This is a genomic window from Stenotrophomonas sp. Bg11-02 (genome assembly GCF_002836635.1).
Classification (GTDB): domain Bacteria; phylum Pseudomonadota; class Gammaproteobacteria; order Xanthomonadales; family Xanthomonadaceae; genus Stenotrophomonas; species Stenotrophomonas lacuserhaii.
In genome coordinates this window covers 18,586-40,910 of sequence record NZ_PJAY01000062.1, presented here as the reverse complement: position 1 = coordinate 40,910, position 22,325 = coordinate 18,586, and the positions used below count along the sequence as shown (strand labels likewise).

11 protein-coding genes are annotated in these 22,325 nt (G+C 68.1%); 4 read left to right on the top strand and 7 right to left on the bottom strand.

Annotated features, from left to right (window positions below):
- Positions 1–4 precede the first annotated feature (4 nt).
- The 7 genes from CXG43_RS13080 to purL form a co-directional block, all read right to left on the bottom strand.
- Positions 5–499 (bottom strand): GspH/FimT family pseudopilin, encoded by a 495-nt coding sequence (locus CXG43_RS13080; RefSeq protein WP_101100314.1) that lies wholly within the window; start codon positions 497–499, stop codon positions 5–7.
- Between the two features lie 19 nt (positions 500–518).
- Complete coding sequence (gene gspG / locus CXG43_RS13075) at positions 519–953, bottom strand: type II secretion system major pseudopilin GspG (RefSeq protein WP_223181789.1); 435 nt, start codon at positions 951–953, stop codon at positions 519–521.
- Positions 954–986: 33 nt separating this feature from the next.
- Entirely contained in the window at positions 987–2,207 is a 1,221-nt protein-coding gene (locus CXG43_RS13070) for a type II secretion system F family protein (protein ID WP_101100312.1), read from the bottom strand.
- A 2-nt stretch (positions 2,208–2,209) separates the two neighbouring features.
- Entirely contained in the window at positions 2,210–3,934 is a 1,725-nt protein-coding gene (gene gspE / locus CXG43_RS13065; protein WP_101100311.1) for a type II secretion system ATPase GspE, read from the bottom strand.
- Positions 3,935–4,071: 137 nt separating this feature from the next.
- Positions 4,072–5,970 (bottom strand): S8 family serine peptidase, encoded by a 1,899-nt coding sequence (locus tag CXG43_RS13060; protein WP_101100310.1) that lies wholly within the window; start codon positions 5,968–5,970, stop codon positions 4,072–4,074.
- A 164-nt stretch (positions 5,971–6,134) separates the two neighbouring features.
- Positions 6,135–12,416, bottom strand: coding sequence for an ESPR-type extended signal peptide-containing protein (locus CXG43_RS13055; RefSeq protein WP_101100309.1), 6,282 nt, complete (start codon positions 12,414–12,416; stop codon positions 6,135–6,137).
- A 439-nt stretch (positions 12,417–12,855) separates the two neighbouring features.
- Positions 12,856–16,737 (bottom strand): phosphoribosylformylglycinamidine synthase, encoded by a 3,882-nt coding sequence (purL, locus tag CXG43_RS13050; protein ID WP_101100308.1) that lies wholly within the window; start codon positions 16,735–16,737, stop codon positions 12,856–12,858.
- Positions 16,738–16,875: 138 nt separating this feature from the next.
- Here purL and CXG43_RS13045 point away from each other — a divergent pair, with 138 nt between their 5' ends.
- From CXG43_RS13045 to CXG43_RS13025, 4 genes are all read left to right on the top strand, one after another.
- Complete coding sequence (locus tag CXG43_RS13045) at positions 16,876–17,937, top strand: hypothetical protein (RefSeq protein ID WP_101100307.1); 1,062 nt, start codon at positions 16,876–16,878, stop codon at positions 17,935–17,937.
- On the top strand, positions 17,934–18,620 hold the full coding sequence (locus CXG43_RS13040; RefSeq protein WP_157825008.1) for a hypothetical protein: 687 nt from the start codon (positions 17,934–17,936) through the stop codon (positions 18,618–18,620). Before CXG43_RS13045 ends, CXG43_RS13040 begins: the two co-directional genes overlap by 4 nt.
- Before the next feature lie 156 nt (positions 18,621–18,776).
- Positions 18,777–20,003, top strand: coding sequence for a hypothetical protein (locus tag CXG43_RS19175; RefSeq protein ID WP_157825010.1), 1,227 nt, complete (start codon positions 18,777–18,779; stop codon positions 20,001–20,003).
- A 214-nt stretch (positions 20,004–20,217) separates the two neighbouring features.
- On the top strand, positions 20,218–22,311 hold the full coding sequence (locus tag CXG43_RS13025; RefSeq protein WP_101100303.1) for a glycosyl hydrolase family 18 protein: 2,094 nt from the start codon (positions 20,218–20,220) through the stop codon (positions 22,309–22,311).
- Positions 22,312–22,325 lie beyond the last annotated feature (14 nt).

Here is a 22,325-nt window from a genome sequence, read left to right as displayed (position 1 = left end):
CGTGTCACGGGGCCGCATCCGGAGCGGAGCGTACTTCGCCGGTCAGCCATCCCACGTCGATGCGCCACCGGGCGTCTCCTCGCTTCAGCACGATACGGCCACCACTGGAGCCGCCATCGGGATGGAACTCGATCGCGCCACGCCCCGCGCCCGGCTGAAGCTGCGCGGCCCCCTCGAAGCTCACCTGCAGAGATTCGGGCAGGCTGCCGCTGCGTCCGCCCGCTCCTTCCCAGCGGCGCGCACGCGGCTCGATGACGAAGCGCTGCACGGAACCACGCGCGATGGCTTCGGCGCGGGTCAGGCGCAGCTGGCTGGCCAGCTCCTTGCCGGCATTGCGCAGCTGGGCGCCGGACATGCCACGCGCGAACATGCCGCCGGTGACCAGCCCGACCAGTGCGATCAGCGCGATGACCAGCAGCATTTCCAGCAGCGACATGCCGCCCACGCGCGGGTGGCGCGCGGGCATCGGCTGCAGGCGCAGGCGGCTCAGCCCCGGCATGTGCGGGCCCTTGGCTGCATCACTGTTCGTAGCGGATGTCCGCATCGAAACTGGTGCCACCCGGCTTGCCATCCTTGCCCAGGCTGATCAGGTCATAGTCCTGGCTCTCGCCGGGGGCACGGTAATCCAGCGGCCGGCCCCATGGATCGTCCAGGTCCGATGCTTTCGCGTAGGGGCCCATCCATCCGTTCACGCCACTGGGCGCGGTGACCAGTTCATCCAGTTTGCCAGGCAGGCGATTGGTGTCCAGGCGGTAGTTGTCGATCTTGCTGGCAACGGTCTGCACCTGGGCCTTGGCCAGGTTCGCCTTGCCGCGGTCGGCACCACCCAGCACGCGGCTGGCCACCAGGGTGAGCACCGCGCCGATCAGCACGATGACGATGATGATCTCCAGCAGGCTCATGCCGGACTGGCGGCGAGCGGAGGTAAAAGCTTTCAGGGGACGGTGTCGCATCGTCAGGGGTTCCTTTCCACGGGGAAAACAGGGTCAGCCAATGGCATTGGTCAGGTCGTACATCGGTACCAGCACGGCGATGATCACCAGCCCCACCACCGAGGCCAGCACCAGGGTGATCGCCGGCACCATCGCCGACAACATGCGGTCGATGCTGCGTGCGGTTTCCTGCTCGAAGGTGTCGGCGGTCTTCAGCAGCATGGTATCCAGTGCACCGGATTCCTCGCCGACCTGGATCATCTGAAGCGCCAGGCGGGGGAAGCGCTTGCCACGTGCCAATGCGGCGGAAAGGCCGTTGCCGTTCTTGACTTCATCGGCGGCCAGGTCGATGTCGGCGGCCAGCGCGCGGTTGCCCAGCACGTTGCGCGCGATGCCCAGCGCCGCCAGCAACGGCACGCCATTGCGCAGCAGGGTGCCCAGGGTGCGGGCCAGCCGCGCGGTCTCCAGTTTGCCGAGCAGGCCACCGATACCCTTGCGCTGCAGCAGCCAGCCATCCAGCGCCAGCCGGAACGCCGGCTGCCGCGCCTTGCGTTCCCCCAGCCAGGCCAGCAGCGCCGGCACCACGATGAAGAAGATCCAGCCATCACGCACCAGCAGGCCCATCTGCAGCACCAGCTGGGTGAACCACGGCAGGGTGACATCCAGGCTTTCGTACATCTGCGCGAACTGCGGCACCACGTAGCCGAGCAGGAACAGCAGCGCCCCGCCGACCACCACCAGCAGGATCGCCGGGTAGATCAGCGCATTGACCACCCTGCCCTGCAGCGCGCGGCTGCGTTCCAGGTAATCAGCCAGCCGCTGCAGCGTGTCGTGCAGGCTGCCACCGGCTTCGCCTGCGCGCACCATGTTGATGTACAGGCGCGAGAACAGTCCGTGCTGGCGTTCCAGCGCACTGGACAGCGAAGCGCCGCCGCGCACGGTGTCGCGGATCTCGCTGACCACGCGCCGCGAGCGTTCGTCTTCGGGCAGGCTCAGCAGGATGGTCAGGGCGCGGTCCAGCGGTTGGCCGGCACCGAGCAGCGTGGACAACTGCTGGGTGAACTGCAGCAGCGCGGCGCCCTGGAACGGACGCTGCTTGAACAGGCCGCGCAGGCGCCCCGCCTCCAGGCCGCCTTCGCTGGCCAGGCGGGTTTCCATCGGCAGGTGGCCCTGCTCCTGCAGCCGGACCACCAGTTCGGCCTGGCTGGCCGCTTCCATCTGGCCATCCACTACTTCGCCCTGCGCATCCAGTGCCTTGTATCGGAACACCGGCATGCTCAGCTTTCCTCGGTGGTGCGCAGGACTTCTTCCAGCGTGGTCTGGCCGGCCAGCGCCTTCAGCAGGCCATCTTCGTACATGGTGCGCATGCCGCCACTGCGGGCGATGCGTTCGATTTCACCCATGCCATCGCGACGCATCACCGCGCGCCGCAGTTCATCGTTCATGACCAGGAATTCGACGATCGTGGTGCGCCCCAAGTACCCGGTGGGCGCCAGCGCCGATGGCCGCGGACGGTAGAGATGGATGGTGCCTTCCGGCTGCAGCCGACGCAGGTCGAAGCGTTCGATTTCCTCCGGCGAGGCGGGATACCGTTCGGCATGGGTGGGCTCCAGCCGGCGCACCAGGCGCTGGGCCAGGATGCCGTTGATGGTGGAGGTCAGCAGGTAGTCCTCCACGCCCATGTCCAGCAGGCGGGTGATGCCACCGGCCGCGTTGTTGGTGTGCAGCGTGGACAGCACGAGGTGGCCGGTGAGCGCGGACTGGATCGCGATGCGCGCGGTTTCCAGGTCGCGCATTTCGCCGATCATGATGATGTCCGGATCCTGGCGCACGATGCTTCGCAGCGCATTGGCGAAGTCCAGCCCGATCTGCGGCTTGGCCTGGATCTGGTTGATGCCTTCGATCTGGTACTCGACCGGATCTTCGACGGTGATGATCTTGACGTCGGCGGTATTGAGCTGGCTCAACGCCGTATACAGCGTGGTGGTCTTGCCCGAACCGGTCGGCCCGGTGACCAGCAGGATGCCGTGCGGCTGCTCGAGCACCTTGCGGAATGCCGGCAGGAATTCATCGGTGAAGCCGAGGCGATGGAAGTCGAACACCACGGTCTCGCGGTCCAGCAGGCGCATCACCACGCTTTCGCCATGCGCGGTCGGCACGGTGCTGACGCGCAGGTCCAGCTCCTTGCCCTGCACGCGCAGCATGATGCGGCCATCCTGCGGCAGGCGACGTTCTGCGATGTTCAGACGCGCCATGATCTTGATGCGGCTGATCACCGCAGCGGTGAGGTTGGACGGCGGGCTTTCCCCGTCGATCAGCACGCCGTCGACGCGGTAGCGCACCTTCAGGCGCGTTTCGAAGGGTTCGACGTGGATGTCCGAGGCGCGCAGTTCCACCGCACGCTGGATGACCAGGTTCACCAGCCGGATCACCGGTGCTTCGGAGGCGAGGTCACGCAGGTGTTCGATGTCATCCACCGCCGCCCCTTCGCCATCTGCGGTTTCAACGATCGCGCCCATGGCGCTGCGGCCCTGGCCGAACCAGCGCTCGATCTGGTCGTCGATCTCCGAACGCTGGCCCACCCGCGGGTGCACGTCCACGCCCATGGCCAGGCTGATGGCCTGGCAGGGATACGGATCATGCACGTCGGCCTGCCACAGCAGCAGGCCCTGTTCATCCAGCGAAACCGGACAGACGTGGAACTGTTTGAGGAAGCGCAGCGTCACCGGCAAGGCGTCGACCAGCGACGACGGGGGTGTTTCCGGCATCTGCCGTGCCTCCAGCAACGGCACCCCGAGCACCTCGGCACTGACCTGCGCCTGGTCGCGTTCGGACACCAGACCCAGGCGGACCAGCAGCGACAGCAGGCTGCCACCGGATTCGGCATGCAGGGTGCGGGCGCGGACCAGATCGGCATCCTTCAACCGTCCGCGCAGGAGCAGCGCGTCGATCAGCGACGTTTCGATGGTGTCCACGTTGACCTGGTCGGCTACTGCGTTCACAAAGTGCCTCGCCTGCAATCGTCCAGACTTTAGCAGTTCGCCATCGGTCACAGCCGTTCAGCGCGGGAAAATCTCGATTGCGTCAAATAAAAAGGCCCGCCAGCAAGCTGGCGGGCCGTCCAGGTCAACGTGATGACTTACTGCGTGGCGAGCAGCGAAACACCGGAGAACGCCGCGTCACCGGCCAGCTTCACGTAGTAGGTGCCAGCCACCGGCGCAGTGATGCGCACGGTTTCGGCATTGCCTGCACGTGTCGACTTGGCGGTGTACACCACGGTCGAGGTGCCGGTGTCCGCGCCCACGTGCAGCGACACATTGCCGGTGCCGCCGTAGGTGACGAAGCTGACCGGCTTGCCGGCCGTGGCGACGAAGCTGTACAGCTTCTCGCTGCCGCTGGCGCCGGCGATGCCGGCCACGGCGACCTTGTTGGTCAGCGGAGTGGCAGGCGGTGCGCAGTTTTCGGTGCACGGCTCCTTCAATGCTTCATCCAGGGCCGCCTTTGCATCGACGATGCCGGTACCGATCGGCGTACCGGCCGGGATGGTGACCGGGAACGCACGCGCGGTCTGCTTGAGCAGCGTCTCCATCTCTGCCGGGGTCAGCGGATCGCGATCCGCAGCGGCCAGCGCGCCCTGCACAAGGGCAGCCACGCCGGCCACATGCGGCGAAGCCATCGAGGTGCCGGCCATGCCCATGTAGCTGTAGGCACCGGAGGTCGGGGTGGTGGTGCCGTTGTAACCGGCCTGCCACACGTAGCCGCCCGGGTTGCCATCGACACCGCCACCGCCGCCCGGTCCGGACAGGTCGACGACCGTACCGAAGTTGGAATAGGAGGCGATGCCGCCGGTGATGCGGCTCGCACCGACCGCGATCACGTTGCTGCAGCTGGCCGGGCGGAAGTTGGCCGCATTGGAGGCCGAATTGCCGGCCGCGACCACCACGAGGGTGCCGCGCGATACTGCGCCATTGATCGCATCCTGGTACAGCGGATCACAGGCCGAGCCGCCACCCAGGCTCATGTTGATGATGTCGGCCGGGGTCGTATTGGCCGCAACGCCAGCGACGGTGCCGCCTGATGCCCAGGTGATCGCATCGGCGATGTCGGACAGGTAGCCACCGCACTTGCCCAGCACGCGCACCGGCAGCACGCTGGCCTTGTGCGCCACGCCGGCCATGCCGAGCGCGTTGTTGGTCGCCTCGGCGATGGTGCCTGCCACGTGCGTGCCGTGCCACGAGCTGTCTTCGGCCAGCGAGCCGTCGTAGCATTCATTGTCGTTCTCGACCCAGTCGCCCATGTCCAGCGCACCGGGGACGCGCTCGTCGGTCGCACGACGCGACGTTTCCGCATCACTGATGAAATCGTAGCCGGGCAGCAGCGCGCCGCTGGCAAAGTCCGGGTGCTGCGGCAGGATGCCGGTGTCCAGCACCGCCACCACCACGCCTTCGCCGGCCCCCACATCCCACGCAGCCGGTGCATTGATGCCACCGGTGGCGCTGTTCAGATGCCACTGGTACTGCGCGTAGTACGGATCGTTCGGCACCAGGGCCGGCGTTGCGTCAGCCTGTACGACGGCGCGCGCGCGCGCCGGCGTGCCGGCGTCGATGGCATACATGCGTGCGTCCGGCACGGCGTACTGTACGGCCGGGTCGGCGCGCAGTTCCGCCAGCACCTTGTCCAGGTCGGCACCGGCCAGGCGGGATTTCAGGCGGATCAGGTCGGCTCCCACGCCGAGCCGGCGGGCGAGCTGCGGACTGAACGCGGCAGCGCGGGCGCTGGCGGTCCCGCGGTTGCCGGACAACGTGGCACGCGACAGCGCACCATTGACGACCGCCACCTTGGCTGCGCTGCTGCTCGCCGCGCTGCTGCCGGCCTTGTACTTGACGATGATGCCGTTCGCCGCCTGCTGCTGCGCGGTGGGGACCTGCTGCGGCGCACTGACCTTCAGGTCGGCGGCCTGGGCCATGCCCGCGCCTGCGGTCAGCGACAGTACGGCAGCGGCGAGTACGTTGATGCGAAGGTTCTGCTTGTTGATCACGTCGAAATCCTCTTCTGGGTCGATGGTGGAACCAAACCTGCGGCCTTACTCCCTGCAACTACCCCTGGCTGGCCTCGCCAGGGTTGCCGTGACCCGCCCCCTCAGGCTTCACTGGCCAGCGGCGACCGGACGGTCGCCGCGTTGTTTCTGCGCTCGGCCAGGCGTTACCAGCCGAAGCCGGCACCGACGCCTACCGAGCTGTCATCACTGCTGAACGCGCCGCCGAAGGTCACCGTTGCGCGGTCGCTGACCGCACGCTGGTAGCCCAGTGACAAAGCCGACTCGCCGCCCTGGAAGCCGACACCGACGCCGACCCGGTTCTGGGTGCGCACACCGGCCGCACTGGTGGCCATGTTGAGCATCGCCGCGCTCATCGCGCCCTGCTGGTCGATGCGGCGGTCCATGTTGCGCAGCTTGCCGTCGACATCGCCCTTGAACACGTCGAAGCTGTCGGCAACCGACTTGACGCGCGAATCGGTGTAGCTGTTGGCCGAGGCCACGCCACTGTCCAGCTGGCCCTTGTTGACCGCGTCGGTGGCCTGGGTACCGGCGGCGACGTTGGTCACCTGGCGTTCGTTGCCAACGCTGCCGACCGACACCGAGTTGGCGCGGTCTGCGACCGAGCCCTGGCCCAGTGCCACCGAATTGTCCGCCGAGGCCGTTGCCCCCAGGCCGATCGCCGTGGCGCCTGCACCACTGGCGAGCGCGCCCTGGCCCACCACCGCCTGCGCACTGACGTCCGCGCTCGGGGTGGCGACCGGCAATGTGCCGCCGGCGGCCGTGGACGGGCCGCTGCCACCGGCGGCCGGCGACGGTGCGGTGCTGACCGGCGTACCCGAAGCCAGGCTCTGGCCCAGGTTGGAAACCCGGCTGTCCAGCGCGGTCAAGGCGTCGCCGACGTTGTTGTAGGTGCTGCCCTGGATGATGTAGTTCGGCGCGACGAACACGCCCTGCAGGCCGACGCTGGCGCCACCGCCCAGCATGCTGGCCGCATTGGCCAGCGACTGGAACAGCTGGCCACCGTTGACCGCCTGGCGGCTGTCGCCGCTGATGCTGCCGGCGGCGATGTTGTCCACCACCGTGCCCTGGGCCCCGCCGAAGGTCAGCTTGCCGTGCTCGGAGTCATCGTAGGCCAGGGTGTTTGCCTGGGTGGTCTGCAGCCCGCCGATGCGGTTGTCGATATCGCTGACCTTGGTTTCCACCGCACCCACGCGCTGGTTGGTGGTGCTCAGCTGCGAACCGGTCACCGCATCGCTGCTGTCGGCGGTCAGGCGACCATCGGCCACGTTGACGATGCGACGGGTCGCCGGTGCACTGGCTCCGTTGCCGCCGCCGACCGACACCACGTTCGCTTCCAGCGCCTGAGAACCGGCACCGAGTGCGACGCTGCGTGCGCCGCTGGCGAGCGCGTCACCGCCAAGGGCGAGCGAGCCGGAACCGGAGGCCACGGCCGAGTTGCCGACCGCGGTGGCGTTGAAGGCGCTGGCCTGCGAGAGGCCGCCGACTGCCGTGCTGAAGTCGCCGCTGGCGTCGGCACGGAAGCCGAGGCTGGCGGCCACGCTGCCGTTGGCGCTGCTCTCCGCACCGACGGCCGTCGCCGCATCGCCGGCGGCGCTGCTGAAGTAGCCCACTGCCACCGACTCCACGCCCGATGCTTCGGACAAGGCGCCAGCAGCGGTGCTGCCGGTGCCACTGGCCACGCTGGCGGCACCGAACGCCGAGCTGGTTTCAGCCGATGCCACGCTCTCTGCACCGTTGGCGGTAGCGTACTCGGCCGATGCGGCCGCGTTGGCACCGCTGGCGGTGGCATTCGCTGCTGCCGCCAGGGCATTGAAGCCGACTGCCGAGGCATTGGCACCCACCGAGGTCGCGCCACTGCCCAGCGCGATCGCACCGTCCCCCAGCGCATTGCTGGCTTCGCCTGCCGCCAGCGCATTCTCGCCGTCCACCAGCGCACCGGCGTCACTGTCTTCGCTGCCGCTGGCGGCGAAGTACTTGCTGGCCGTTGCACCGGCCGCGGCGACGGCTTCCAGCTGGGCCAGGTTCACCGCATCGGTGGCCTCGCTGCCGGCGGCCACGTTGGTGATCTGCCGGGTGGCGCCACCGCCACCGACCGACACGCTGTTGTCGCGGTCGGCGATGGAGTCTGCACCCAGCGCGACGCTGTTGAGCCCTGCGGATATCGCCGCATTGCCGATCGCGGTGCTGTTGACCCCGGACGCCCATGCGCCGCCACCGACTGCGGTGGAGTAGTTGCCCGATGCCTCGGTGGCGTACAGCCCACCGAGCGCGCCACCGACGGCCACGCTGTTGGTGCCACTGGCGATGCTGGCCTGGCCGGCCGCCGTGCTGTACGCACCGCTGGCCACCGAGTCCCCGCCGAGCGCCACCGAGTTCGCGCCCGATGCATCGGCGAAGCTGCCCAGCGCCGTGGCGTTGAACGCCGACGCCTGCGCGTAACCGCCCACCGCCGTGCTGTAGCCGGCGGTCGCTTCAGCGGCGAAGCCGAAGCTGGCGGCGGTCGTGCCGATGGCGACCGCTTCGGAACCCACTGCGGTGGCACCGCTGCCATCGGCGGTGCTGAAGTAACCTACGGCGACGGCTTCTTCGCCGCTGGCTTCAGCCAGTACGCCGCTGGCGGTGCTGCCGGCGCCGGTGGCCATGCTGCCAGCGCCGAAAGCGGCGCTCATTTCACCCGACGCCAGGCTCTCTGCGCCATTGGCCGTGGCGTACTCGCCGGATGCCACGGCGTTGGCGCCGCTGGCGATGGCGTTGGCCGCCGTGGCCTGTGCGTTGAAGCCGCTGGCGCTGGCATTTTCACCCGAGGCCAAGGCATTGAAACCCACCGCGGCGGCATTGCTGCCGATCGCTGTCGCGCCGCTGCCTAGTGCAACGGCGCCATCGCCGATGGCATTGCTGGCCTCGCCCGCGGCCAAGGCGTTTTCGCCTTCGACGAAAGCACCCGCATCGCTGTCTGCGCTGCCGCTGGCCTGGAAATACCTGCTGGTGGTTTCGCCTGCTGCCGCCACGGCTTCCAGCTGGTCCAGGTTCACCGCGTCGGTACCCTGGGTACCCGCTGCCACGTTGGTGACCTGGCGCTCGCTGCCGGCACTGCCGACCGAGACACTGCGTTCGCGATCAGCGATCGAACCTGCACCCAGCGCCACGCTGTTGTCACCGGCGGCGCTGCTGCCCGCACCGACCGCGATGGCACTCTCGCCCAGCGCTTCGGAATTGGTGCCGATGGAGATGCTGTTAATGGTGTTGCCGAGCGCCTGGTAACCCAGGGCGACGCTGTAGTCACCGTAGCCGAATGCACCGCGGCCGACCGCCGTGGAGCTGGCACCATCGGCCCAGCTGTTGTAACCGATGGAGGTCGACCCGCTGCCGCTGGCCCAAGCCGCCGGACCAAACGCGGAGGCATTGGTCGCCGTCGCCCATGCGCTGGAACCGAACGCCGTTGCACCTGCCGCGGTGGCGAAGCTGTAGCCACCTACGGCCGTGCTTTCATCGCTGCTGGCCCACGCGCTGTCACCGATCGCCACGCTGTAGCCGCCGGTTGCGCGCGCTTTGTTGCCGCCGGCGAAGCTGTTGTCGCCGGTGGCCTGTGCACCGGAGCCGAAGGCATTGCTGACCAGGCCGGTAGCCTGCGCCGCGTTGCCCACCGCAGTGGAACCCGCGCTGGCGCTGGTGCCGGTCAGCACCGCGGTTCCGTCGTCGTTGAAGATCGGCGAGTTGTATTCGTCATACGCCTGGCCGAGGCCACCGATGGCCACCGCACCTTCGCCGCCAGCACTGGTGTTGCGGCCGACCGCTACGCTGTCGTTACCGACGGCAGCAGCACCTGCGCCCTGTGCGACGGCGCCGTCACCGATGGCGTTGCTGGCCGAACCGGCCGCCAACGCCCCTTCACCTTCGGCCCATGCACCGATGTCGGTGCCGGTTTCCGGCTGTGCCTGGAAGTACTTGCTGGTGTTCTCCGCACCTGCGGCGACCGCATTGAGCTGGTCCAGGTTGACCGCGTCGGTGCCTTCGGTACCGGCGGCCACGTTGGTGATCTGCCGCTGCAGGTCGGTGTTGCCGACCGACACGCTGTCCGCGCGGGTGGCGATGGAGTCGGCACCCAGCGCCACGCTGTTGTCACCGCGTGACTCGGCCGCATTGCCGAGCGCGGTGCTGTTGGCACCCGGTGACCAGGCACCGCCACCGACGGCGGTGGAGAAATTGCCGGAGGCTTCGGTGGCGAGCAGGCCGAACAGCGCCCCACCGACGGCCACGCTGTTGGTGCCACTGGCGATGCTGGCCTGGCCGGTTGCGGTGCTGTAGCCGCCACTGGCCACCGAATCGGCGCCCACGGCAACCGAGCTGTTGCCCGTGGCTGCGCTGCCGGTACCCATGGCGGTGGAGAAATCACCGGTGGCGTTGGACACCGCGCCGAACGCGGATGCCTGCGCGCCGCTGGCATAGGCCCCCACACCGTACGACGAGGCAGCGAAGCCGCTGGCTTCGGCACTGGCACCAACGGCGGTGCCGCCCACGCCGGCACTGGTCGCGCCGGTATCCACCGGCACCCCGCCGTTGGTGATCAGCGGGTCGCCATTGGCGTCCACTGCCGCACCGCCAACGGCCACGCTGCCCGGGCCGTTGGCCTGGGCGTTGTTGCCGAAGGCGGCACTGTTCTGGCCGCTGGCCAGCGCGTTGAAGCCGACTGCCGTCGCATTGCTGGCGACGGCGGTCGCGCCGCTGCCGAGCGCGGTGCTGCCGTCGGCCAGCGCATTGGACGCCTCGCCGATGGCGGTGGCGTTGGCGCCGGCCGCGAACGCGCCGGCGTCGCTGTCTTCGCTGCCGGTGGCCTGGAAGTACTTGGCGGTGGTGTCGGCTACTGCAGCCACTGCGTCCAACTGTTCGAGATTCACCGCATCGGTGGCCTCGGTACCGGCCGCTACATCTGTGATCTGGCGCTCGTTGCCGACGCTGCCGACCGCGACCGAATTGGCGCGCACTGCCTCGGAGTTGGCGCCCAGCGCCACGCTGTTGGCCCCCCGTGCCGTGCTGTAGAAGCCGACCGCTGTGCTGTCTTCGCCGCTGGCCCAGCTCTGCGCGCCGAGCGCGCTGGCGCGGTCGCCGGGGGCGTAGGCGAAGTAACCAACAGCAGTGGCCTGCTCGCCGGATGCTTCGCTCAGCGTGCCGCTGGCCAGGCTGAGGTCACCGCTGGCGATGGCACCGGCGCCCACGGCCGTGGCCGATTCGCCGCTGGCCTGGGTCTGCACGAAGTAGCCCAGGCCCGGGATCAGGTCCGCCGGTCCGCCGATGGCCACGCTGCTGGTGCCGGTGGCGACCGATTCGGTGCCGATGGCGGTGGAGTAATCGCCGATCGCATTGGACACCGCACCGAAAGCGGAGGACTGCGCGCCGCCGGCGTAGGCACCCAGGCCGTACGAAGACGACGCAAAACCGCTTGCCTCGGCGCTGGCGCCGACCGCAGTGGCGCCCACGCCGGCGCTGGTGGCGCCGGTATCCACCGGCACGCCGCCGTTGGTGATCAGCGGGTTGCCATCGGCGTCCACTGCCGCACCACCGACCGCCACGCTGCCCGGGCCGTTGGCCTGGGCGTTGTTGCCGAAGGCGGCGCTGTTCTGGCCGCTGGCCAGCGCGTTGAAACCGACCGCCGTCGCATTGCTGGCCACGGCGGCAGCACCGCTGCCGAGGGCCGTGCTGCCATCGGCCAGCGCATTGGACGCTTCACCGATGGCGGTGGCATTGGCACCGGCGGCGAAGGCGCCGGCATCGCTATCGTCGCTGCCGGTGGCCTGGAAATACTTCGCCGTGGTGTCGGCGACGGCAGCCACTTCGTCCAGCTGGGCCACGTTGACCGCATCGGTGTCGGCCGTGCCGGCCTTCACGTTGGTGATCTGGCGTTCGCTGCCGGCGCTGCCGACCGACACGCTGTCGGCGCGGGTGGCGATGGAATCCGCGCCCAGCGCCACGCTGTTGCTGGCCGATGCCACGCTGCCTGCACCGAGTGCGGTGCTGCCGGTCGCGGTGGCCTGCGCGCCGCCACCGAAGGCGGACGCAAGCGATTTGCCGGCGATGGCGTCGGCGCCGATGGCCACGGCGTACAGGCCGGTGGCGGTGCTGCTGTCACCCACGGCAACCGCGGTCGCACCGGAAACCACTGCGTTGCCGGTCACCGCGCATTGCGCCAGCGAGCCGTCCGCCAGGGTGCACTCTTCGGTGCCACCGACTGCAACGGACTGGGCCAAGGCCGACGGCATGGCCGCTCCCCATCCCAAGGCCATCGCCAACGAGGCGCCCACCAGGATCGGACCACTGCCTCGGCGGCGTTTGTCGATGACGTTGCCGGGCTGGTCGGAAGAGGCCAGTTCCGAGGCCACGACCAGCTGTCCGAGTGCTTTGTTCCAGACCTTGCGATAAATCCGATTCATCTGCGTACGACTCCTGGTTGGACTGGTTTTCGGGCAAAGCAACGCCACCGCCGGGCCCGATGGCCCAACGTCCCCTGAGGGCGTTTGTTCGCGTGATTTACTGCAGTTGCCGAACGGCGCGCAGTGCAACGTGAAGCGGTGCGTGCGGTCCGGCGGGTGTGGCTGACTGAATGTTTCCAGAACGAGCTAAAGGTTTAACGTGAACTTTTCTCAACGTCAATAGCTTGACGAAGAAAAAAGAAATGACGTGACTGCCTTCTCGGTTCAGTGCATTCATGTGAAGAAGGCGGCCTGCTTCCATGGGGCGCAAGGCTGCCCGTTCAGTCACCCATCGGCGCCCAACGTCGTCCATTGGGCGCGCCGCAAGAAAAAACCCGCCGGCTGCCCGGCGGGTTCTCAGTACGCCTGCGAATTGGCGCTCTGCATCACTGAACGGGGTTCAGCCGCACCATGCGCGGGCGTTGCGGAACATCCGCAGCCAGGGCGAGTCGCCCTGCCATTCAGCAGGTGCCCAGCTCAGGTTGAGCGCACGTGGCGTGCGTTCCGGATGCGGCATCATGATCGTGACCCGGCCATCGGTACTGGTCAGGCCGGTGATGCCCTCAGGGGACCCGTTCGGGTTCAGCGGATACTGGCCGGCCACGTTGCCGTCGCCGTCGATATAGCGCAGTGACACCCGTGCCGCGGCCTGGTCCACGGCGGTGTCGAACACCGCGCGGCCTTCCCCGTGCGCCACCGCCACCGGCAGCCGCGAACCGGCCATCCCGCGCAGCAGGATCGAAGGTGATTCCACCACTTCCAGCAGCGCGGTGCGGGCTTCGAACTGCTCGCTGGCATTGCGGCGGAACTGCGGCCAGTGCTCGGCACCCGGGATGATCGACTTGAGCTGGCTGATCATCTGGCAACCGTTGCAGACGCCGAGCGAGAAACTGTCTTCGCGCGCGAAGAACGCCGCGAACGCATCACGCAGCGCGTTGCGCTCCAGGATCGAGGTCGCCCAGCCACGCCCGGCACCGAGCACGTCGCCGTAGCTGAAGCCACCGCAGGCGGCCAGCCCAGTGAAATCGCGCAGGTCCACGCGGCCTTCGATCAGGTCGCTCATGTGCACATCGAACGCACTGAAGCCGGCACGTTCAAAGGCGTTCGCCATTTCAATCTGGCCGTTGACGCCCTGCTCGCGGAGGATCGCGACCTTCGGCCGGATGCCGGTGTTGATGAACGGCGCACCGATGTCCTCATCCAGGTCGAAGCCCAGCTTCGGCTTCAGGCCCGGCGCATTGAACGCACGTGCCACCTCGCGCTCCTGGTCGGCGGTCTCAGGGTTGTCACGCAGTTTCTGCATGGCATGGGTGACCGACCACCAGGCATCGAACAGCGCTTCCCAGCGCCACTCGACCACGTTTTCGCCGTGCAGCGATACACGCACCACCGGTGCGGTGGTCGGCCGCGCGATGCGCTGCGCGCACTCGGTCAGGGCGTGTCGTTCCACCAGGTCGGCGAACGCCGCCCGGTCTTCGCGCGCGACCTGCACCACCGCGCCCAGCTCTTCGTTGAACAGGCTGCGGAACGGATCATCGCCCCAGGCATCGAGCAGGATGTCCAGGCCCATCCGCGAGGCAAACGCCATCTCGCACAGTGCGGCAAACGCGCCGCCGTCGCTGCGGTCGTGGTAGGCCATCAGCAGGCCGTCACGGCGCGCATCGCGGATCAGTTCGAAGAATGCGCGCAGCCGCTGCGGATCATCCAGGTCCGGCGCGGTGCCACCGAAGGCCGGCAGGCCACCGTGGTCGGCGTGCACCTGGGCCAGGATCGAACCGCCCATGCGCTGCTTGCCGGCACCCAGGCCGATCAGCCACAGCTCGCTGTCCAGGTCCCGCTGCAGCAGCGGGGTCAGCTGCTGGCGCACGTCCAGCACCGGGGCGAAGGCGGTGATCACCAGCGACACCGGCGACACACTCTTGTGCGCCTCGCCTGCGTCATGCCATTGCGCCTGCATCGACAGCGAATCCTTGCCAACCGGAATGCTGATGTCCAGCTGCGGGCACAGCTGCATGCCCACCGCCTTGACCGCGTCGTACAGCAGCGCGTCTTCGCCCTCATGGCCGGCCGCGGCCATCCAGTTCGCCGACAGCTTCACCTCATCCAGCGCATCCACCGGGGCGGCACACAGGTTGGTGATCGCCTCGCCGACAGCCATGCGGGCCGATGCGGCGGCGTCCAGCAGGGCCAACGGGGTGCGTTCGCCCAGTGACATCGCCTCGCCGACCACGCCATCGAAGCCGGTCAAGGTGATCGCCACGTCCGATACCGGTACCTGCCACGGCCCGATCATCTGCTCGCGCGCGGTCAGGCCACCGACACTGCGATCGCCGATGGTGACCAGGAAATTCTTCGCCGCCACCGTCGGGTGCGCCAGTACCCGCAGGCCGGCTTCATGCAGGTCCAGGCCGCTGGTCTTCAACGCCGGCCAGCGCGGCGCCGGCGGGTGGCTGGTATCACGATGCATCTTCGGCGGCTTGCCGAACAGCACGTCCATCGGCAGGTCGATCGGAGCGTCGGCCGGGATGTTGCCCGGCGTCGCACCGTAAGCCACCACCAGGTGTTCTTCGGTGGTCGCCACGCCCACGGCGGCGAACGGGCAGCGCTCGCGCGCGCACAGCGCGGCGAATTCGGCCAGCCGTTCCTGGGCCACGCCCAGCACGTAGCGTTCCTGCGATTCGTTGCACCACAGCTGCATCGGCGACAGCGAGGGATCATCGCTGGGCACCTTGCCCAGGTCGATCACCCCGCCCACGCCGGAATCGTGCAGCAGCTCCGGGATGGCATTGGACAGGCCGCCGGCACCAACGTCATGGAAGAACTTGATCGGGTTGTCCAGCCCCATGCCGACGCAGCGGTCGATCACTTCCTGGCAGCGACGCTCCATTTCCGGGTTGTCGCGCTGCACGCTGGCGAAATCGAGGTCTTCGGCACTTTCGCCGGAGGCCACCGACGAGGCGGCACCGCCGCCCAGGCCGATCAGCATCGCCGGGCCGCCCAGCACGATCACCGCATCGCCGGCCTGCAATGGAATCTTGTCGACCTGCACCCGATCGATGGCGCCCAGGCCGCCGGCCAGCATGATCGGCTTGTCGTAGGCGCGGGTGATGCCGCCCTCGGCCAACTCGAAGGTGCGGAAGTAACCGAGCAGGTTCGGCCGGCCGAATTCGTTGTTGAACGCGGCACCGCCGAGCGGGCCGTCGAGCATGATGTCCAGCGCCGGGGCCATGCGCGGGTTCAGCGCGCGCGGCGCCTCCCACGGCTGCGGCAGGGTCGGGATGCGCAGGTGCGACACCGAGAAACCGGTCAGGCCGGCCTTCGGCTTGCCGCCGCGGCCGGTCGCGCCTTCGTCGCGGATCTCACCGCCGGCACCGGTCGCCGCGCCCGGGAACGGAGCGATCGCGGTCGGGTGATTGTGGGTTTCCACCTTGATCTGGAACGCGCTGGGCAGCACCGCTTCGCTGCGGTACTCGCCGCTGGCCGGATCCGGACGATAACGCGCGGCCGGATGGCCCTCGATCACCGCAGCGTTGTCGCTGTAAGCGCTGAGCGTGTGCTGCGGGGTCTGCTGGTGGGTGTTCTTGATCATCCGGAACAGCGAACGATCCTGCTCGTGGCCGTCGATGGTCCAGCTGGCGTTGAATATCTTGTGCCGGCAGTGCTCGGAGTTCGCCTGCGCGAACATCATCAGCTCCACGTCAGACGGTTTGCGCCCGAGCTGGCCGAAGCGCTCGCGCAGGTAGTCGATCTCGTCCTGCGCCATGGCCAGGCCGAGGCGCTGGTTGGCGCCTTCCAGGTCATCCAGTGCCACACGTTCCAGTTCGCCGCGCGCCGGGGTGGAGAACAGCGTGCTGCCCTGCTCCACCGTCTGCAGTACCGACTGCGTCATCGGGTCATGCAGCGCCTTCACCAACGCCTGCTGCACCGCCGCGTCGGTCGGCCAGCCCAGCACATCGATGCGCAGGCCGCGTTCCACCCGGCTGACCGGCTGGCCCGCACCGCGTACCAGTTCGGTGGCCTTGCTGGACCACGGCGAAAGGGTACCCAGGCGCGGCACCACGAAGCGCTGGGTGGCGCCTTCGGCCACCGGCTCGGCCCGTTCGCGCGCCTCCAGGATCCGGCACAGCGTGGCGGTATCGGCCACGCCCTGCCCGTCGGGCTGGATGAAGTAGACCTGCCAGGCTCCGCTGATGCGCAGATCGGCGGCAATGGACTGCAGGCGGGATTCGAGACGTTCGCGGCGGAACGCCGACAGGGCGGGCGCGCCCTCGAGGACCATCATGTCCGGGGAACCGTGGTTGGGAAACGGGCCCGATAGTGTACCGGAAGCGGCGCGGCGGGCCCGGATGGCCGATTACTGGAGGCCGCTGCGCGGACCACGCGCGAAGGTGATCGCCCCTTTCCCGACAGGCACGCTGCCATGCTTCCTGCTTCCGCGACCACTCTGTCCACTACACCCGGACGCCTGTCCTCGACCGCCCTGCTGCGGCAAGGCCTGCGCCAGATCAGCGCGGCCGGGCTGGCCCCCGCCCCCGTGCCCCGGCATGTCGTCAACTGCCGGCCGGGCCGGATCGCCAATCACCAGCTGGACCTGGGTGGGCTTCGCGCCGTGCGTGAAAACGCCATGCGCTTCTGGCAAGGGCAGCCGGACCCGCTCAGCCTGGTACGCCCCGCACCCTCGCCGCAGCGACCGCAAGCGCACCCTCAACCGCCCCGGCCGCTGTACGGCGCCCTCCCGTTGCCTCCGTCGCGTGTATTCGCGCTGGCCCGCTGCGGCCCTTGGCAGAGGCCGCAGGTGTCGGCTCCGCCGAGGATCGTCGAGGCCGTGCGCAAGCGCTTCGAGCCCAGCCTGGATCTGGAGAGCTGGTTGTGCGAACAGCAGATCGTGGTGCGCCGCGAGGAGCATCATCCGCTGGGCCTGCTCAGCCTGCAGGGACTGCCGCTGTTGGAGCGCAATACAAGCCACGGCAGCGAGCCCTGGCCCAGCCGCACCAGCACCAGCGTTGTGCGTGGCACGGTGGCGCGCGCGGTCGCGCTGAAGCAGGCGCGGGATGCCGCGGCCGGGGGTGAATCCAGTGCGTGGAAGTCCATTACGGGTCCGTTGCACGGCATGCCCGGCTCACCCGACAGCGGCCTGTCACTGTGCGCTTCCGATGGGGAGGACCTGGCCGCAGAGGCCGTTGCCTGCGCACGGCAGATGGCCGCGCGGCGCCGCGACTGCCCGGACATGCAACGCCTTGACGACCTGCTGCGTGGCCTGATCCCGAGGCCATCGGTGCACTGCCCCCATCCCCCGCACAGCTATCCCACGCGCCCGCAGAAAAGCGAACTGCATCCCTACGGCATCCATCGGAAGCTGGTCGGTGCCGCGATGGCCGGACATGACCGTGGCGAGCCAGCAGCTGCGCGATTTCCGACAGCGTCCCGGCGCGGTGGCGGCCAAGCTGGCGCCACCTTCCCTTTGCAGGCGAAAGCCCCATGATCCGCGTCGTCTACAGCCCTCCCCCCATGCACTGCGCGATTGCACCCTTGCCGCGTACCGTACAGGCCAGCGCAGCCGTGCAGGCCGCATCGCCGGCGCAGCGCACCCCCCTGGTGCCCCACCGATTGGTCAACTACGCGCAAGGCATGCGGGCCTGGGGGCCGAAATCGTCTTCGTTTCTCATCCCTGCGCAGCAGGTCGCTGCTGAGCAGAGCGCGCGGCCAACCCTGCCCGCCAGCACGCGCAAACTGTGCGCATTCACCGACCTCACCCTGAAGAACGGCAAGTTCGATCCCGACCAAGCGCTCACCTCCATCAGGCGTAACGCCGGCCCCGGCCTGCGCACCGCCATGGAGCGTCCGGCCGGCGACGCCGCGCGTGCGTCGTTGCCGCGATCGACCTTTGGCGTGCTGGTCGCAGCCGCCACCGGGGCGGCAGGAAACGAGGCGCAACCTGCGAAAGCGGTGGTGCCGGCCGGCGCGCCAACCGCGTCGCAGCCGGTCAGCAGGCCGGGGGAAGGAGCAGGCGATCGCGCGTTGGACAGGATCGCCACGATCAGGTTGAAGTGGCAGAGCGGGCACTACGCAGCACAGGCAAACGCGACCGCTGCCACGCGGACCGCGGACGTCGCCGTGCAGGGCATCAGCACAGAAATCGCCCAGGCGCGAAACGCCGACGGCTGAAGCCTGCCGCACGCCTCTCCTTTTCGGAATCCGCCCGCCGTGCCTGCAACCACCTCTCCCGATAACCTGTCGGCGCCGCGCGTTACGTCGCTACCCGTAACGGTAACCTCGCCGGCCATACGTCGCCCGCGTTCAAGTGGCCATTTCGGATTCCCGGTGGCCACTATCCGCAACGGCGCAGAACCCACCGCACAGCCGCCACGCAACGGCGAGCTTCTCACCGGCATGCGGGATCCCGCGTTCCTCGCTTTCAGCCAGGCTGCAACGGCGCCTGTGCATGCGCCCATCAGCAGACACGCCTTCGAGCTGCTTGCCCAGGAACTTGGCATCCAGCCGGCCAGCGTGTCGCTGGATACATTGCGCGACATTCGCGATGCCGTTCGCATGCCTGGTCCGGGCTGTCCCCGGTTGGCACAGCTCACCGATCAGCAACGAGATCTGCTCTGCGTCGGCCTCTCCCTGGAGCTGCTCCAGCAACCGCGTGTGTGGAACGAAGGCGCTGGCGACCTGGTTCCGTTCATCGTTGACAGCGCGGACTGGCCCGAAGGCCGCGCGCTGCGCATCGTGGATGCCGACAATGACGCGATCCATCTTTACCGCCCCGGGCAACCCGAGGCATATCATTACCCGGGCGGCGGGGAGTTGCCCGAGGTAGAGGACGACGAGATCATCCTGCTGCGCCACGACCGTCATTTCAGCCTGCTGCGGCGCGACCGGGATGCGGTCGTCGATGACGTCGCGGCCGATGGCGACTGCTTCTTCAGCTGCCTGTCCAAGGCACTGGACAGCCCCGACATGGCGGCGTCGAACCTGGCCCTGCGCCAACAGCTCGCGGAGCATCTCTGGACCCGACAGGATGCGTTGCAGCTCCTGACCGCCGTTGAGGGTCCGCTGACCGAGCAGCGCACCATCGGCTCGGTCGCGCCGGACGACTACATGTTCGAGAAAGACGACCTCCTTGCCACGGATGTTTACGCTCCGCAGGCTCTGTCTTCGATCCATGAACCAACGGTCAACGATCTGGTGGAGTCAGTGGCCGGGATGCTGGATGCCGTTGATACGACACTGCAGCATCGGATCCGGGCCGCACTTAAGACGGCCTGGAAACACTACGTCGAAAGAATCGAACAGGTACTCACCGACAATCCCGCGGGGCTTGATGAAGCCGAACTCTTTACCAGGGACGCGGAGATCAAACAGGGCGTGATCAAGGAGATGCTTGACACGTTGACAGGCATCCGCGCGAGTGAATTGCTGGACAAGCACGAGCAGCGCGTCACCGAGGACATCAATGCCTGTTGGGACATCGTCCGCGTGGCAAATGCTGCAGACCTGACACGGCGTGAATCGGCGCGACCTCACCGGGAGACTTTCCGCCTGTAATCCTCGCGAATGTAGGCGTAACCACCTTCACACACAAACAGGGAACCAGATCACGGTTTGCGGTGTGCATTGATGACAACGTTGTCGTCACCGACCACCCCAGGGTGGCGGTGTCGTCCGCTCCCCTCCGCCGCCTGCCTGCGGCGCGCGGACCTGCGTCACGCGCGGCGTCATCGTGACCCGCGCGAAAATCTGATTCGATCGGAGATATCCCATGCATGACCCGATTGCACGCAGTGCCGCTCGTCCCGCCCGCTCGTTCCCGCACCGCCCCGGGTGGCTTCTTGCCCTGGCCATCAGTGGCGCCCTGCCTGGGCTGGCGCAAGCCGCCAACTGCGCGGGCGTGGGCCAATGGGACCAAGCCAAGATCTACCGCGCCGGCGACACCCTGCAGAAAGGCGGGGTGCTGTACCAGGCCAAACAGGACATCTGGAATGCCCCGCCGGACCACCCCGCCGGCGCCCCGTACTACACCAACCTCGGCGCCTGCGACGGCAGCGGCAGCAACCAGCCGCCGGTGGTCAGCCTGACCTCGCCTTCCAACGGCGCCACCTTCAGCGCCGGCAGCACGGTGAACGTCAGCGCCAACGCCAGCGACACCGATGGCAGCATCAGCAAGGTCGAGTTCTTCCGTGGTGGCAGCTCCATCGGCATCGACACCAGCGCGCCTTACAGTGCCAGCTGGGCCAATGCCAGCGCCGGTACCCACACCGTGCGCGCGGTGGCCACCGACAACAACAACGCCACGGCCAGCACCGCCACGATCTCCATCACCGTCAACGCGGCCAGTGGCGACACCACCGCGCCCAGCGTGCCTGGCGGGCTCGCCGTAGGTACCCGCACCGCCAACAGCGTTGCCCTCAGCTGGAACGCATCCACCGACAACAACGGCGGAAGCGGCGTGGCCGGCTATGACGTGTACCGCAACGGCAGCCTGGTCGGCTCACCCACCAGCGCGTCCTACATCGATGGCGGACTGGCGCCCTCCACCAGCTACAGCTACCGGGTCCGTGCGCGCGACAATGCCGGCAATGCGTCGGCCCAGGGCGGTACGGTCAGCGCAACGACCCTGGCCGGCGATGGGGGCACCACCGGCAAGCGGGTCATCGGCTACTTCACCCAGTGGGGCATCTATGGCCGCAACTACCGGGTGAAGAACATCGACAGCAGCGGCTCGGCAGCGGGTTTGACCCACATCAACTACGCCTTCGGCAACGTACGCAACAATCGCTGCGAAGTCGGCGTCACCCAGCCTTCGGACCCCAATACCGGCGCCGGTGGCGATGCCTTCGCCGATTACAGCAAATCGTTCTCCGCCGCCGAAAGCGTCAGTGGCAGTGCCGATACCTGGGACCAGCCGTTGCGTGGAAACTGGAACCAGCTGAAGCAGCTGAAGGCCAAGCATCCGGGCCTGAAGGCGCTGATTTCGCTCGGCGGCTGGACCTGGTCGCGCGGCTTCTCCAGCGCCGCCCGCCCGGAGAACCGCCAGGCCTTCGTGGCCTCGTGCATCGACGCCTACATCCGCGGCAACCTGCCGGTCACCGATGGCGCGGGCGGCACGGCGGCAGCATTGGGCGTGTTCGATGGCATCGACATCGACTGGGAGTATCCGGTCGCCTGCGGCATCGCCTGCGGTGCGCCGGAAGACAACGCCAACTTCACCGCGCTGCTGGCCGAGTTCCGCCGCCAGCTCGATGCGGTGCGGCCGGGCCTGCTGCTGACGGTCGCCGTGGGCGCCGGCATCGACAAGATCCGGGTCACCAATCCAGCCGCCTATCATCCGTACCTGGATTACATCAACGTGATGACCTACGACTTCCACGGCGCGTGGGATCCGCGGACCAACCATCACTCGGCGCTGTTCAATGCCGCTGCCGACCCGTCCACTGGCGACCAGCTGCAGTACAACAGCAATGACGCCATCGAAGCCTTCATCGCGCGCGGTGTTCCGGCGTCGAAGCTGAACCTCGGCATCGGCTTCTACGGCCGCGGCTGGAACGGCGTGGGCGGCGGCAACAACGGCATGTACCAGACCGCTTCGGGCGCTGCGCCAGGCACCTATGAGGCCGGCATCGAAGACTGGAAGGTGTTGAAGAACCTGGGCTGGCCGACCTATACCGACACGACCGCCGGCGCCACCTGGGCCTACAACGGCAGCACGCTGTGGAGCTACGACACTCCCGCCAACGTGACCCGCAAGATGACCTATGTCAAAGCCCAGGGACTGGGCGGGGCGTTTTTCTGGGAGTTCACTGGCGACGACACGCAGGGCACGCTGGCGCGCAGCATCAGTGATGGCCTGAAGTAAGACCAGCGACGGCT

Excerpts from the sequence above, each read along its gene's own strand:
- CXG43_RS13080 (WP_101100314.1), bottom strand. The coding sequence starts at position 499 with ATGCCGGGGCTGAGCCGCCTGCGCCTGCAGCCGATGCCCGCGCGCCAC.
- gspG (WP_223181789.1), bottom strand. The coding sequence starts at position 953 with ATGCGACACCGTCCCCTGAAAGCTTTTACCTCCGCTCGCCGCCAGTCC.
- CXG43_RS13070 (WP_101100312.1), bottom strand. The coding sequence starts at position 2,207 with ATGCCGGTGTTCCGATACAAGGCACTGGATGCGCAGGGCGAAGTAGTG.
- CXG43_RS13055 (WP_101100309.1), bottom strand. The coding sequence starts at position 12,416 with ATGAATCGGATTTATCGCAAGGTCTGGAACAAAGCACTCGGACAGCTG.
- purL (WP_101100308.1), bottom strand. The coding sequence starts at position 16,737 with ATGATGGTCCTCGAGGGCGCGCCCGCCCTGTCGGCGTTCCGCCGCGAA.
- CXG43_RS13045 (WP_101100307.1), top strand. The coding sequence starts at position 16,876 with ATGCTTCCTGCTTCCGCGACCACTCTGTCCACTACACCCGGACGCCTG.
- CXG43_RS13040 (WP_157825008.1), top strand. The coding sequence starts at position 17,934 with ATGATCCGCGTCGTCTACAGCCCTCCCCCCATGCACTGCGCGATTGCA.
- CXG43_RS13025 (WP_101100303.1), top strand. The coding sequence starts at position 20,218 with ATGCATGACCCGATTGCACGCAGTGCCGCTCGTCCCGCCCGCTCGTTC.